Source organism: bacterium (assembly GCA_040757115.1).
In the GTDB taxonomy this organism is placed as follows: Bacteria; UBA9089; CG2-30-40-21; order CG2-30-40-21; family SBAY01; genus JBFLXS01.
On the sequence record JBFLYA010000100.1, the window covers coordinates 1 to 13,821 of the forward strand.

Consider the following 13,821-nt stretch of genomic DNA (forward strand, 5'->3'; position numbering starts at 1 on the left):
TTGTCCCTATGGGACATTATTTGTATGATATTTATTTCTACCAATATGTTGTCCCTATGGGACATTATTTGTATGATATTTATTTCTACCAATATGTTGTCCCTATGGGACATTAAATGAAGCAAAGCCCAAAACTACAACTAAAAATTTCTCCATCAGTCGCAATAAATCTCAATGAATCTATTAGTTTTAAGGTTTTGAGATGAGGTTTTGAGTTTTGACATTTGGGTTTTGAGTTGATATTGTCCCATCTGAGAGACACGGCTGAACGCTTACGTTTTATTTATGGGATGCGTGTAAAATTTATGGGTAAAGTAACTATTCAGCCACTGATTGACACGGATTAGCACGGATAAATACAGAGGGCAGAAGGCAGAGGGCAGATGAGAAAGGGAGAAACGGGGAAACGGAGAAAGGGAGAAATCTGTCTAATCTGCGTAATCTGCGGATATTTTCAGGAGAAGTTTCACGCCAAGCACGCAAAGAACGCAAAGGAAAATAAGGAAAAAATTATCTTTGCGACCTTTGCGTGAAAAAACTATTTTCAGGAGAATGCTCATGAACCGTTGGTTCACAACAGAAGAATGAAAATAGGAAAAAACAGGTGGAGGAAAGATTTTCTCTCTACTCTCTACTCTCTACTTTCTACTCTCTACTTCCTATTTTCAGGAGAAGTTTCACGCCAAGCACGCAAAGAACGCAAAGGAAAATAAGGGTAAAAATTATCTTTGCGTCCTTTGCGTGAAAAAACTATTTTTCAGGTCACGAATTTTCAGTGTTTCATCCGTGTTTATCTATGGTTGAATAATTACATTACTTTATTATCCCAAACTTCCCTACCTTCCTTCCACCCCCACCACCGGTTACGGTGTAGATATAGATGCCTGAAGCAAGGTTTTTGTTCAAAACATCCCATTTCTGTGTGCAGTCGGTTACTTCTATCTCATCTATCAGCTCGCCTGCAATACTGTAAATTCTGATGACTGAGCCCTGACGGACATTGCCAAAAGAGATATACCTTCCTCCCATCTTTGCATCATTTTTTCTCCAGGGGTTTGGATAGGCAAAGGCATCATTGTTTGTTGGCGCAAAGGTTGGTGTTCCTCCTATGGCAAATGGAGAGAAATGAGGCACATAAGCAAAACAATAGTTTTCTATATAATTATGATAGGTAACTAAAGGCGTCCATATCCCATCTTCATAGTGGTAGATTAAAAGGTTTTCTTCCCTTATATTTGTCCCAGCAACAAAACCATTACTCTCTTGATATGGGAAACGAATGGTGACTGAACCTGGTAAGGATTGTGTTCCAAAAGGATTATCCTGTTCATCCCTGACTTCTATATCATAGACAATCCCGGCAAACGCAATCCCGGAAGGAGGCGTTGGTGCTGTAGTTGAGGTGGAAACAGATACTATCACATTTGCTGTTCCCAGTGAACCTGAACCAAACTCTATCATTGGTCCTGTTATTGTTCCATAAGTTATTGTTCCTTGCTGGGTATTCATATAAACCCAAATTGTGTTAAATCCTGTTATTGTTCCATATTTTGCTATAATTGTATCTGTCCCTCCGTTCGGTGAGGATTTAATGGTTGCAATGGTTGTTCCTGAACCAGAGATTATGGTGATTGTAGATGGAGAAATAGAGTTTGTAGTGTCGGTTAAAGTAGCTATGCCTGAGGTTGTTGCTATATTTCCATAGTTGTCGTAGAGAAGGACACTTAGAGTAAATGTGGCATTAATTGTAGTTGGTGCTGGTAAGAGGAGGGTTAAGGTAAAGGTAGCTGGTGGCAATGTTTGTGTTCCTTGAAACTCATAAGCACCCATATCTACAATGCGAACTTTCCTCGGATTGCCGTCTTTGTCAGTAGTAAGCCACGCTGGGACATAAGTGTTTGAACCAGCATCTATGCAAGGAGAAAGGGTACCAAGATGGAAATTGCCTCCTTCGATAAATTGAGGATTGAATGAGATATCGTTTGGCCCAGCAGAGCAGCCAGAATAATTTTGGATCCCAGTTATTCCATTATTCCAGACGTCGTTGTACTCGATGACGGTAGGGCTTGAAAAATTGCAGTAGATACCATAGGCAGTATTACTTGTTGTACCATTCTTTGTAATGATGTTATTGGTGATGGCTGGGGAATTATTCTGGCAGACGATGCCATAATATCTATTCCCTGATATTGTGTTGTTTATGATGGATGCAGAGGAAAAGTACTCGCAGATGATGCCAATATTGTCATTCCCTGAGATTGTATTATTTGTGATGCTTGGGGAGGAATAATCGTAGCAGTGGATACCGTCACCATTCTCTGATATTGTGTTATTAGTAATGGTCGGAGAGGAAGAGTGGCAGTAGACACCAGTATCATTCCCTGATATTGTGTTGTTAGTAATGGCTGAGGAGGACTTGTAGCAACAGATACCACAGTTATTCCCCAATATTGTGTTATCTATAACGGTTGGGCTTGCATTTGTGCAAAATATTCCATAATATCCTCCTGGTGCCCCGGTTATTCTAAATCCTGTAATTGTGCCATTTGCATTACTGCCATTAAAGGTTACGGTATTTGTATTACTAATACCTTGTGCTGTAATTGTGCAAATATTTGCACCTGCTCCAATTAAGGCAATATTTTTGTTGATGTAGATTGCCTCGTTATAGGTTCCCGCAGAAACAAAAACTGTGCCCCCAATAGAGCAAACATTTATCCCTTTTTGAATAGTCCGATATGGTTTTGCCTGGCTGCCATCACCGGTTATATCATCTCCTATTGTACTGACATAGACAGTACTTATTTGTGTAATTTGCTTAAAGTTTGCCGTGATGTTTTTGTTGCTATTCATTGTAATTTTAATGGGATTTGTATTTCCAGAAACATCCCCACTCCAAAAATCAAACTGATAGCCTGAATATGGATTAGCGGTAAGGGTTACCTCCTGACCTTGATTATAGACACCACCTGCTGGGTTAAGACTTACCCAACCACCATTTGTGGGATTGCAATTTACATTAAGGGTGTATTGGTTTGGAGGAGGGGTTATTCCATTTCCTGATGCAGTAAAATCAACCGTTGATTCATCTGGATCGTTAGAGTTTATTCTAAATGTGGCATTCTTTGCTCCAGTTGAGCCAGGAGAGAATCTTATGGTGGCTGAATCAGAAGAATTTGCTGAAATACTTGAGGGATAAGAAATAACTGAGAATTCAGAACTTCCAGAAATTCTTGTTAGGTTGGTTATATTGAGAGGAGCATTCCCTATGTTTTGGATGGTAAGGTTTAAATCTTTGCTTGTTCCTATTACTACATCGCCAAATGAAAGGCTATTTGAAGGAAGATTGATATCAGGAGTAGAGGATTCTATCACATTGGGTCCTATTAAATACTGATCTGCATTAGAAGGTAACCTCGCCGAACCGCCTTTACCATCAGTGAACTCAAAATGATACTTATGGTTACCTGCTGATAATGTTATAGGGTTGGATTTATAAATCCCATTAGCAGAAGAACCACTGAACAACTGCATGACATAGACTGTAGCTTGAGGTGTACCACCATCTATGATTAACCACTTTTTTTCGGGACTATCTCCATCTTGGTCGTAGTATTGTACATAATAGTAGAAGTTTGTATTTGTATCACCAGATAATGGATCAACAGAAGGATTGGAAAGCGTGGGATTATGGTTTTGGGGACTGGTTACTGTAACTTGAATTGGACCAAAATCTTCTGGTGAATTTCCAGTCTGTGAATTTTGTTCATCATTCCACTGACCTTTGGTATCAACCACATGCAAGCCATAGTAATAAGTACCTGTTGAAGTTGGAGTATCGTAGAATGAACCAGAATAGTTTGTTTGTCCTGAAAGGGTTGTTGTTTGAATAGGATTGGGTGGTTGTGGCCAATTAGGATAATTATTCGTTCGCCAAAGTTCTGTCTCTTTTAAACCAATGTCATCCGAGACAGTATAGGAAATAGTAAATGAATTGCCTAAAGTTACTGATCTTGGTTGAACATCAAAGGCATTGACGGTGGGAGGGTTGTCTTTAGTCCAGCAAGCACCATATTCGTCCCAACTTGCCTGATTCATTATATGATAGGCGTAAAGGCTGACTCCTTCATATCCATAACCTTGGACAGTGTCACAGAATCTTTTAATCTCGCCATTATAAATTTCCCTTCCTATCTCCAGTTTTCCACCCTGCCCCACTGGCACTATAGGCTTAACAGAATCGCTGTAACCTCCTTGCTTCCAGACACTATGCCAATAATCAAAATCATTCTTCATTCGTTGAAGTTCTTCTTCCGGAGTTAAAGGCCGTGCTGCCCAATATGCCTGCGGCATATTCCTATTACTATACTTGCCAAACTCAAGCCATGGAAACCATTCATGGCCTGTAACCCTTGCAAAGGAAGAATAAGCAATAAAACTTGTTGGATGTTTCTGTCTAATGCCTTTCATATATTGTTCAGCTATAGTTCCTTTTCCCTGACCTTCGTATGCTGACTCTGCATTGATAACAAGCCCATCTATTCCAGAAATATCTAAAATCATGTTGGAAACATCTAATTCAGAAACATTTGGTATTCCATATTGATCGGAACTGTAAACAAAATGCCACCCAAAAACTTTAATTCCAGAATTGTGAAATTGTTTTATTACCTCACTGAACCCGCCGTATTGTGATGCCCAATTGTATAGATAGTCACCTGGATCAAGCCAGTAGCCATCGCTATCACCACATTTTATTATGACCCAATTAACACCTGCAGATTTCAGTCTATTTAAAACTTTACTTAAGTCTCCATTTTCACATTCCCATATTCTCCATATCCAAAGTCCTTTACCCGTGGAAGCTAACACTGGATAAGCAGAAAGGCAATTTATGATCAACATAATGCCAAAAATGGCTAGAATGATAATAGATTTGTATTTATTCCTTCCTATCATTTCTGTTTTTTTCCCTCATTTATCATTTGCCTAGGGTAAAAGTAGAAAGTATTCCATTAAACATTTTGACATGATTGTTTTTGTCATTTAGCATTTCTCTAAGAGCTTTATCAACCATTTCTTTATGTGTAATCTTCCTTTTCTCTTCTCCACGAATTCTTGATTCAGGTATCATTCCAGGAATTCCCGACATAAAATTATAATCCAGCGATACAATGTAATATTTTCCTTTGTATTCTGTGTAACAATTGATTACGGTATCCCAACCACCTGCTCCTCCGTATACAATCCAGTAGTCTTTTTTAAAGGGGATACCGTTCAAGATTACTTTTTCAGTAAAAACGCGATTGGACAACATTGGGTCACTAGAGTTTTCTCTAAAGTAATAACGCCCCCCAAAAGTTCCACTAAGAGAAACAAAAGGTTTTTTATCAACAAAGATGTGTATAACAGCTCTTTCTTCTCCTGGAAGACGGATGCTAAGTGCAGATTCATTAAAGCATTTTATGGGTTCGCCTAAATACTTTACTTTAAATCCATATCTCTGGTTTTTATAAATTTTCCACTGCGAAAAACTAGTTTTTCCTTGTTGTCCTCTCGCAGAAGAAATGCAAATCAACATCCCTATACTTATTATTAAAACCAAAACCTTTTTCATGTTACCTCCTCCTTCTCCCCCAACCCAAAACCAAGCTAATTATAACCCCTTTTATTTTCATCCTATCTCCAATCTCCCTTCTCTAAACTTAAGCAAAAGATTAAAGTTTGAGAGAGAGTCCACATCAAGCCAAAACCAGCAACCTCAAAACTTTTTTCATTTTCCTCTTTTTATTCTAATAGGGCATTAATCTCATCATCCGTAAACCCAAATTGCCGAAAAATACGCAACACATAAGCGGGTGAAAGTTCTCCTGCTCCCATATCAATCGGAACAATTCTCTTTTTGCCTTCCATATAGCGAATATACAATTGGTGATCACCCCTTCCTTTTCTATAAAAGGCACAATCACCTCTTTGCAAAACACGGATTAACTCTTTCGGTTTAAGAGAAGGAATATTTTTACGCATATACAGCCTTTAATTCATATGATTCCAAAGCGGAATTTTTTACCTCTAGTGTCAAGAATTCATGTAGTTCTTTTATCGATATAGGCATACTGTATATGTCGCTTTCTTCCTTGCGAACATCCTCGAAGGAAAAAACAGCCTCCATAAGTTTCTTAATTGCCTCTTCTTTAGTTATCCCTTGCCCTACCAATCCATTCTCTAAACACAAAGCTACCCAAAATTCTTTGCTTTTTCTAACTACGGCTGTATAGAAATTCACCGCCTTTCACCTCCTATATTGCTCTTTTTATTTTACAGCTTATTCCTGTTTTAAGCAAGGGTTAATAAGCCTTTATTTCCTTATTTTTTCTAAACTGCCTCATTGTAGGTTCCTGCCGCAACAATTATCCTATCGCCACTGGTTGCTGCATTTGCATTTATTGCCGCCTGGATGGTGGTATAACTTCCTGGCACATACAAATCCGCTGCCATTGTCTCATAGCCCCAAATTAGCCCTAAAACTACTAAAGCACAAACCTTTTTCAAAACTGATAGGAAATTGCTTTTTTGAGTGTTTTGGATATTATATCCATTTGTGCCCATTGTGAGGATATGTTACCACAAATTTTATCCTTTGTCAACAAAAATCGGCTCTTTTGAAAATTAGTATCAAAGAGAGCGTTGCGTAGAACTTAAGGCTATATTTACGGTCCCTGCCATTGTGTTACCTCATTTCTTGCCATCTTTTTGTATTTCTTGACATTTTGGAGTCCCAAAAGACAACCCAGAGGGGCATTAACCAGTCGATAATTGGTTATTTGGATGCATTGTTCCCCTCCTAATTTAAAACTTACTTCTGTTGTCTTTATCGACTTAATCAATCATAACCTTTAACCACTTTAGAATTTACAACTATATAACACCTCCTCATCTTGATGTCAACTAAGCAGATTATCTCTTTTTTATAGCTTTGGCATCTTTTATCACCCAAAACTCATCCCAAACCCGCACCATAACTAAAAACTATTTGCAACGCTCTCGTATCAAAAACCTGTTTGACTAAGACAAATTCACAAAAAATCACCATTAACAATGATGAGTTAGAACACAATTATCCTCTGGGGGAAGTCGGGTCGGGGGACACAATACTAAATTTTGAGGGAAAAATAAAGTATTGTGTCTCCGTAATTGCCCTTTGTGCTTTGTGTGCGGGATAGTTCAATCGATAGTTGCAAAAATCTACAACCCTAAATCCCATCTCAACCCACAACGACCGTATGCCGCAAAGCGTAAAATTCTATCATCCTAAATCTCCCCTGCCTGCTTTAATATCTCCAGATATAACTCATTACTCACCCTGAAGTCTTTGGCAATCAATTCATCAACATATGGCTTCACTTCTGAAATAAGTCCACCAGACTTAGCCGCCACCAATATACCAAGTGTCCCAGTCTTGCTGATTCCTATTCTATCCGCCGTTATTCTCGCAGGTTTCTCATCTAACAAGACTAAATCTCCATTTAATTCTGATGCCAACACCAGGGTTTCACTTTCACCAGCACTTAGAGTTGCCCGAAGAATACTTACCGAAAGTCGATTTTGCACCTTTTCTCGCTTTATCCATTCCGCCTTTTCTACTTCTTGTGCTCCCAACCTTTCTTTTCCTTTTAGGGCAATTTCTTCATAAACTGCTTCAGGAATATAGAGCGTAGCATACATCGACTTTAATAGATGGAGCTTATTAATCTTAGCCAGCGAGATAAGCGGGGTGGCATTTGAGACGACAATCATTTTTGCATCATCTCCTTTGCCACAGCAATATCTTCAGCTAACTCATCAGGTGTCTGTCTGAAGAACGGTATATTATTCTTTGCTAGCACCTCGATAAACTCCATCCTGCTTATTTCCACCAATTCAGATGCCTTGCCTGAAGATATTTTGCCTTCCTGAAACAATTTTAAAGCAGCCAGCTCCTTTAATTTTTGAGAAAACTGCTGCTTTGTAGTACCCAGAATAGCAAGAACCTCATCTGGCATCTCTACTTGAGCTACACTCATACCCATTAAAGTCACCTCCTATCTTTTTATGAACGCTCTCGGATAAAATTTAGCGTTGATTTTATTAGCCGTTCCGGCTAATTATTTTTTCCTTCTCCCCCAATATTTTTGAGCGAAATTCTTACTTCCTTTCTTTACTTAGTTCCAATTTCCTTCTATATCTCCAGGTCCGCACATGGACAGGGATAAATTCTATCCCTACCGATATATGCACTTAGAAAAAATCCCACCTCCTTAATTCCCTGCCCGCGAAGGAGAAGGGAAAGTAGTTCCTTTAACCTTAATGCGGGGAGGTTTCTCTTCTAACCGCATAGATCGAATAATTGTGCTGAATAGTTACTTTTCCCCCTTATAATTTCCCTAAATCTTCCTTTGCAGTCTTTGCGTCCTGGCGTGAAACTTACTTTTTTTTCACGCAAAGGTTACTCTGAAAAATGAATTTATACCACGAATACCACGCATGGCACGAAGCTTCACTAAGACTATCACTTGTATTTGTAACTATTTCTCCAAATGAAATGCAAGGTGATTGGGTAATCAGGTGATTCAGATAAAGCGTTAAACCGGTCACTGATAACCGATAACTGATTACCCGGATTCCACTTCAGATGGCTAAAGTATTACTAATTTCAGGGTTATCTTCCTTAGTGTTCTTAGTGCCTTATTGTTTTTTTTATTGTCTCGCTAACCTTACCACCTTATTTATCTCTTCCTTTGAAAGTCCGGTTATCTTAGCAATCACATCAATATTAAATCCCTCTGAATACATAGCCTTAGCATCCTCTACTGCTTTCCTATATTCACCTTGTTGTATCCCTTGTTGTAATCCTTGTTGCATTCCTTGTTCTATCAATTTCATAGCGGTAGTCATTGTTGCTTCACCCCCTTTCTCGGAAATCTTCTTCACTACCTCTACTACATCTTCTACTCCTATCTCGGTGCTACTGTAAATATACCGAATAACACCTTCCAAAAATTTTAGCCCTTTCTCCTCCTCGTAACACATCTGCCCTATCTCTAAAAAATCCCCGATATGCTCCCGCAATTTCCCCTCATCATATATGCTCTTCATCACTAATAAGGCTATCCTAAGAGTTACATCCAAAAGAACCTGCCCCTTTATCTCCTCATCACTATACCTCGATAAATCTGTCAATAAATAATCAAATTCAGGAATATATCTCTTTAATCCCTCATCTATCCCTTTAAAATATTCAGATAACCCTTTCACTACCCATCGTTCTTTACCGTGATAAAAAATAATAGGTATAACAGGTCTTAAACCCTCTTTCTGTTTGATATTTGTCTCCCATATCTTAAGGATATACCGTAGAAGCTGTAAATGCGGGTATTTGACTGCCTTGCTCTTATGTTCAAATAAAAGCGAAACCTTTACCTTGCTCTTAGCCTTGTAAAGACAATTATAAACTATGTCTGAAAAGTTCTCTTTTAGTTCCTCATCAATGTAAGAGTTATTATCCAATTCCAGGGTTGATAAATCAAGGTTTTTCTTCAGAGCATCGGGTAAAATGCTGTTGATAAAATTAGAGGCATTCTCTTTGTTTGAAAATATCTCTTTGAAGAAACTGTCATGTGGATTTGATATCTCCATCTTATCTCCTTACCCCAGTTTTGTTCTAACTGGTATGATAACACATAACATAGAAGAAGTCAAGTTGTTTGTTTTTTTCCGCACAAATTAAGGCAATGTTCTTGTTGATATAGATTGCCTCATTATAACTTCCAGGAGCAACAAAAATGGTATCGCCCGGATTTGCGGCATTTATTGCGGATTGAATGGTGGGATAAGACCCTGGCATATAACGGTCTGCTCCAAAGGCTGCATTTAAACCCAAAACTCCCAAAATTCCCAATAGTAATAACATCCTTTTCATCTTTATTCGACATCCTTGATATTACTCACCTTTCTTAAGAAGGTTAAAACTGAGGTTGAAGTAGGAATATATTGCCTGATTATTTCTCTCTTTCCTCAAAGGAAAAATCTTCCTCTTTAACGATAACCTTGATTTTATCCACCTTGAACACACTTATTGAACCTACCCATAATGTCCAATCTCATAATCTTTCTAATACCAGATCACAGAGACTTTCCTTGATCCAAATATCTTTTCGTCGCTTGATTTGTTGAATTAACAAAATTCCTTCATCTCTGATAAGAACATTTCTTTTTACTGCTTCCAGGAGAACACTTAATGTTCCTTTTGGTTTCAAACCATATCTTATGGCGACCTCTCTGGCAGTAGCATCGTCAATTAATACAAAATCTGCTTTTATCACAAGAGCCAACTCAAGCGTTGTTTTTTCTCCTTCCTCTATCTCTGTTACACATTGAAGTTTATCTAACAGAACTTTTCTCATTTTAAATATCCCTCTGGAAAAGTAGTCACGGATTAGGTAAGCATCTGATACTCCCTGACTTATCCCTGAAACAACTGTTTCCTCATAAACCTCTTCTGCCACAAAAACAGAACCATAGAGTTTCTGTAATATATCAAGCCGTCCAAGTTTGCCAAACGCTATCAATGGTCCAGCATTACTGACAATTTTCATCCCTTAATCTCCTCTATCATTTCATTCGTCACACGAGGTTCAATACCTCTTCTGCGTGCTTCTTCAATCATTTCTCTCAATGACAAATTGGCAATTTTAGCCGCTTTCCAGACTGATATACCGCCTTTGCGAAGCATAATAAGAGCTTTTTCTATACGCATCTCACGCATACCAATCAAAAAGAACTGTTCAATCTCTTCTTCAGACAACCCTTTTGCTTCCTCTGGTAATTCTATAGTTATTTGCATAACTTACACCTCCAATTATTAGTTCCGTGAAAACAATGTTTAATATATCACCTTTGATTGCAAATGTCAAAAGAAAATTGACTCACCACAGCAATTCTCAGTGAAGGAGAAGACAGAGAAGTTTATCACAAAATTTCCTCATCATCCCCTTACTGATTATTAGCTTCCTCAAAGAAGGTGGGATAAAATTTCCACCCTACGACTGTATGTGTCAGCAGAGATATAGATAGTATCCCCATTATTTGCGGCATTTATTGCGGATTGGATTGATTGACCTGGATTAACAAACAAATCCGCCGCCATTACCTCCCTGGATAGGAAAACTACTCCTAAAATTACTAACCTAACAATCTTCCACATTTTTTCCCCTCTTCCTTATTTTATTCAGGTCTTTTGGCAAATCCAAACTGAACAAAATGAGAATCATTAGTAAAAGCCTCAGTAAGTCTTTGCCATTTCATCACTGCAAAGGTCGGGCAGTCAGCAAATGAAAAGGTTTTATCCTCATATTTCTTAAATATTTTCCATGCCTCTTTTTCAATCTCAGAGGTAATATGCACTATCTGAATCAACCCTGCACTTTTAGAAATCTCTATTCCCTCTCCAAATTCAACTGCTATTTTATGAATTGCATTATTTCTTATCAATGTATAGGTTTCACATAGGATAAAGTTAGTAGTGACATACCTATACCCTTCTTCTATCAAATCTTTGTCTATTTGTGCGGCTATTTTGTGAAAGGTATCTTTCTTATTGGTTAAAGCACACCATGCCCAGGTATCTACAAGAATCCTTTTCATTATGATTTCACTCCATACAAATACTTGTTATGGTTTTCTGCTAAATCCTCTGGCCCTTCAAAAAAACCTTCTCTTAATCTACACATAAAACTTTTTGCCTGCTTAAGGTTCTGATTGTGCTGAAGCCAATCTAAAATGATGGTAGATGTCCATTCTGCCACAGTTTTTTTTCATCTTCAGCCATTTTCCTTAAAATTCTGAATTCCTTTTTAGGAATTGAAACCTGTAAAGCCACTCTTTCCATCTTTATCACCTCCTAAAACTTTTTTGATACTCTCTATCAACCATGGCAATACTTTTGTCGATATAGACTACCTCGTTATAGCTTCCAGCGACAACATAAACAGTATCCCCAGGATTTACTGTATTTACAGCAGACTGAATGGTTGAATATTGCGAAGGCACATACAAATCCGCTGCATTTGCCTCATAGCCCCAAATTAGCCCCAATACTACTAACGCTAAAATTTTTTTCATTTTATCAACACATCCTATTTAATTTTAATATAGACTAAAGACCAAATAAAGTACCACAAGCATCCTGCTTGTCCTCTTCATTTCTTAACATAGTGCTTTGTCGCTACTCGATTGTTGTCCCCCGCTGGCGGGGGATTAAGAGGGTGGAATATGAAATCTGAAATAGAAGAATCCACCCCCCTACCCCCGCCAGCCGGGGACAACGGCCAATCAACCACTTGAATGGCGACAGAGCAATAGTGTTCCGCTGTGGTTTTAGTGCCTTAGTGGTTTTTTTATTGTCTCGCTAACCTTACCACCTTATTTATCTCTTCCTTTGAAAGTCCGGTTATCTTAGCAATCACATCAATATTAAATCCCTCTGAATACATAGCTTTAGCAGCCTCTACTGCTTTCCTATATTCACCTTGCTGTAATCCTTGTTGCATTCCTTGTTCTATCAATTTCATAGCAGTAGTCATTGTTGCTTCACCCCCTTTCTTGGAAGAGCTCTCTCAACAATTCAGAACTTAGATTTAACCGAAGTTTGCGTCTAAATATTTTACTATCTTCCCCCCATTTTTTACCCATAATTTCACAATCTGGAGGCATTGTTCCTTCTATCGAAACAATACGCAAGTATAACACTATGAATAGTTTTTTCACTACGATACATTCTATTGATTTGTTGAGAAAGCTCGGAAATCTTCTTCACTACCTCTACTACCTTTTCTACTCCTATCTCGGTGCTACTGTAAATAGTAATGGGTCAGCTATCGGTGGTAAAAAATATTCCTCTCGCAAAGGCGCAAAGGAGGCAAAGAAATTTCAAATCACAAATTCCAAAGGACAAATAAATCCCAATGACCAAAATTCAAATTTCCAAATTAATCCGTTCCTCGTTATTCGTTGAACGAATAACGAGGAGTCTTAAACACTGAACTCTAAACGAATAGAATTTGGTGTTTGGAATTTGGAATTTATTTGTAATTTGGTGCTTGAAATTTGGAATTTCTGACTACTTTACGTTCTTTGCGCCTCCCACTAATAACTGATGGATTACTGTAAATATACCGAATAACCCCTTCCAAATTCCAGGGTTGATAAATCAAGGTTTTTCTTCAGAGCATCGGGTAAAATGCTGTTGATAAAATTAGAGGCATTCTCTTTGTTTGAAAATATCTCTTTGAAGAAACTGTCATGTGGATTTAATCTCTCCATCTTATCTCCTTAGCCCAGCTTTGTTCTAACTGGTATGATAACGCATAACATAAAAGAAGTCAAATTGTTTGTTTTTTTCCGCACCAATTAAGGCAATATTTTTGGTAATTATTCAACCACAGATGGACTTATGAATATCTCTTATAATTTCTTCCGGACTACGATTGTCTTCCCAACTTCCACATAAAGAAAGCAATTTCCTCTTTCGTTCATCTAAGTCTTTTCGATGGAAAGGTTCCAGGAATGTCACCGCCACATAATATGTTTTTTTGTAAGCGTTCAGGTGGTGTAACAAAAGGAGATGTGGAGATTAAGGAGATAGGGAGATATTATTAAAAAAAATTGAAATTAATAGAAACTAATACTCGATGTTCAAGTTTTTTAGTTTTAGGGGCATAAAGTCCTTATTTTTATTTTAGCTCAAGTGAGACAATATGCTGTTCTCCATTTCAAGAAAGGGGT

The 13,821-nt window shown here is 38.0% G+C and carries 17 protein-coding genes; all 17 read right to left on the reverse strand.

Features of this window, described 5'->3' with window-relative positions:
- Positions 1-813: 813 nt before the first annotated feature.
- The 17 genes from AB1422_10190 to AB1422_10270 all read right to left on the reverse strand — a co-directional run bounded on the left by AB1422_10190 (position 814) and on the right by AB1422_10270 (position 13,359).
- Complete coding sequence (locus AB1422_10190) at positions 814-4,905, reverse strand: right-handed parallel beta-helix repeat-containing protein (protein ID MEW6619684.1); 4,092 nt, start codon at positions 4,903-4,905, stop codon at positions 814-816.
- Between the two features lie 76 nt (positions 4,906-4,981).
- Positions 4,982-5,617, reverse strand: a complete 636-nt coding sequence (locus AB1422_10195) for a hypothetical protein (GenBank protein ID MEW6619685.1) — start codon at positions 5,615-5,617, stop codon at positions 4,982-4,984.
- Between the two features lie 170 nt (positions 5,618-5,787).
- Positions 5,788-6,027, reverse strand: a complete 240-nt coding sequence (locus AB1422_10200; GenBank protein MEW6619686.1) for a type II toxin-antitoxin system HicA family toxin — start codon at positions 6,025-6,027, stop codon at positions 5,788-5,790.
- Positions 6,020-6,286 (reverse strand): type II toxin-antitoxin system HicB family antitoxin, encoded by a 267-nt coding sequence (locus tag AB1422_10205; GenBank protein ID MEW6619687.1) that lies wholly within the window; start codon positions 6,284-6,286, stop codon positions 6,020-6,022. The genes AB1422_10200 and AB1422_10205 overlap by 8 nt, the downstream gene beginning before the upstream one ends.
- An 89-nt stretch (positions 6,287-6,375) precedes the next feature.
- A complete protein-coding gene (locus tag AB1422_10210; protein MEW6619688.1) occupies positions 6,376-6,552 on the reverse strand; it encodes a hypothetical protein in 177 nt (58 codons plus the stop codon).
- Positions 6,553-6,710: 158 nt separating this feature from the next.
- A complete protein-coding gene (locus AB1422_10215; protein MEW6619689.1) occupies positions 6,711-6,887 on the reverse strand; it encodes a hypothetical protein in 177 nt (58 codons plus the stop codon).
- Positions 6,888-7,311: 424 nt separating this feature from the next.
- Positions 7,312-7,797, reverse strand: a complete 486-nt coding sequence (locus AB1422_10220) for a DUF3368 domain-containing protein (protein MEW6619690.1) — start codon at positions 7,795-7,797, stop codon at positions 7,312-7,314.
- Positions 7,794-8,069 (reverse strand): UPF0175 family protein, encoded by a 276-nt coding sequence (locus tag AB1422_10225; GenBank protein MEW6619691.1) that lies wholly within the window; start codon positions 8,067-8,069, stop codon positions 7,794-7,796. Before AB1422_10225 ends, AB1422_10220 begins: the two co-directional genes overlap by 4 nt.
- Positions 8,070-8,736: 667 nt before the next feature.
- Complete coding sequence (locus AB1422_10230) at positions 8,737-9,675, reverse strand: Rpn family recombination-promoting nuclease/putative transposase (GenBank protein ID MEW6619692.1); 939 nt, start codon at positions 9,673-9,675, stop codon at positions 8,737-8,739.
- A gap of 25 nt (positions 9,676-9,700) precedes the next feature.
- Positions 9,701-9,958, reverse strand: coding sequence for a hypothetical protein (locus AB1422_10235; GenBank protein MEW6619693.1), 258 nt, complete (start codon positions 9,956-9,958; stop codon positions 9,701-9,703).
- A gap of 181 nt (positions 9,959-10,139) precedes the next feature.
- Positions 10,140-10,634, reverse strand: coding sequence for a hypothetical protein (locus AB1422_10240; GenBank protein ID MEW6619694.1), 495 nt, complete (start codon positions 10,632-10,634; stop codon positions 10,140-10,142).
- On the reverse strand, positions 10,631-10,882 hold the full coding sequence (locus AB1422_10245) for a UPF0175 family protein (GenBank protein ID MEW6619695.1): 252 nt from the start codon (positions 10,880-10,882) through the stop codon (positions 10,631-10,633). Before AB1422_10245 ends, AB1422_10240 begins: the two co-directional genes overlap by 4 nt.
- 168 nt (positions 10,883-11,050) lie before the next feature.
- Positions 11,051-11,242 carry a hypothetical protein gene (locus AB1422_10250; GenBank protein MEW6619696.1) on the reverse strand — a complete coding sequence of 64 codons (192 nt, stop codon included), beginning with the start codon at positions 11,240-11,242 and terminating at the stop codon, positions 11,051-11,053.
- A 20-nt stretch (positions 11,243-11,262) separates the two neighbouring features.
- Positions 11,263-11,682: a PIN domain-containing protein gene (locus AB1422_10255; protein ID MEW6619697.1), complete on the reverse strand. Its 420-nt coding sequence runs from the start codon at positions 11,680-11,682 to the stop codon at positions 11,263-11,265.
- A gap of 249 nt (positions 11,683-11,931) precedes the next feature.
- Complete coding sequence (locus AB1422_10260; protein MEW6619698.1) at positions 11,932-12,159, reverse strand: hypothetical protein; 228 nt, start codon at positions 12,157-12,159, stop codon at positions 11,932-11,934.
- A gap of 275 nt (positions 12,160-12,434) precedes the next feature.
- Positions 12,435-12,620 (reverse strand): hypothetical protein, encoded by a 186-nt coding sequence (locus AB1422_10265; protein ID MEW6619699.1) that lies wholly within the window; start codon positions 12,618-12,620, stop codon positions 12,435-12,437.
- 577 nt (positions 12,621-13,197) lie between these two features.
- Positions 13,198-13,359 carry an Rpn family recombination-promoting nuclease/putative transposase gene (locus AB1422_10270; protein MEW6619700.1) on the reverse strand — a complete coding sequence of 54 codons (162 nt, stop codon included), beginning with the start codon at positions 13,357-13,359 and terminating at the stop codon, positions 13,198-13,200.
- Positions 13,360-13,821: the final 462 nt, after the last annotated feature.

Coding starts and splice junctions, on each gene's coding strand:
- AB1422_10225 (MEW6619691.1), bottom strand. CDS start 8,069: ATGGGTATGAGTGTAGCTCAAGTAGAGATGCCAGATGAGGTTCTTGCT.
- AB1422_10235 (MEW6619693.1), bottom strand. CDS start 9,958: ATGAAAAGGATGTTATTACTATTGGGAATTTTGGGAGTTTTGGGTTTA.
- AB1422_10265 (MEW6619699.1), bottom strand. CDS start 12,620: ATGACTACTGCTATGAAATTGATAGAACAAGGAATGCAACAAGGATTA.
- AB1422_10195 (MEW6619685.1), bottom strand. CDS start 5,617: ATGAAAAAGGTTTTGGTTTTAATAATAAGTATAGGGATGTTGATTTGC.
- AB1422_10245 (MEW6619695.1), bottom strand. CDS start 10,882: ATGCAAATAACTATAGAATTACCAGAGGAAGCAAAAGGGTTGTCTGAA.
- AB1422_10250 (MEW6619696.1), bottom strand. CDS start 11,242: ATGTGGAAGATTGTTAGGTTAGTAATTTTAGGAGTAGTTTTCCTATCC.
- AB1422_10230 (MEW6619692.1), bottom strand. CDS start 9,675: ATGGAGATATCAAATCCACATGACAGTTTCTTCAAAGAGATATTTTCA.
- AB1422_10240 (MEW6619694.1), bottom strand. CDS start 10,634: ATGAAAATTGTCAGTAATGCTGGACCATTGATAGCGTTTGGCAAACTT.
- AB1422_10255 (MEW6619697.1), bottom strand. CDS start 11,682: ATGAAAAGGATTCTTGTAGATACCTGGGCATGGTGTGCTTTAACCAAT.
- AB1422_10200 (MEW6619686.1), bottom strand. CDS start 6,027: ATGCGTAAAAATATTCCTTCTCTTAAACCGAAAGAGTTAATCCGTGTT.
- AB1422_10190 (MEW6619684.1), bottom strand. CDS start 4,905: ATGTTGATCATAAATTGCCTTTCTGCTTATCCAGTGTTAGCTTCCACG.
- AB1422_10270 (MEW6619700.1), bottom strand. CDS start 13,359: ATGGAGAGATTAAATCCACATGACAGTTTCTTCAAAGAGATATTTTCA.
- AB1422_10260 (MEW6619698.1), bottom strand. CDS start 12,159: ATGAAAAAAATTTTAGCGTTAGTAGTATTGGGGCTAATTTGGGGCTAT.
- AB1422_10220 (MEW6619690.1), bottom strand. CDS start 7,797: ATGATTGTCGTCTCAAATGCCACCCCGCTTATCTCGCTGGCTAAGATT.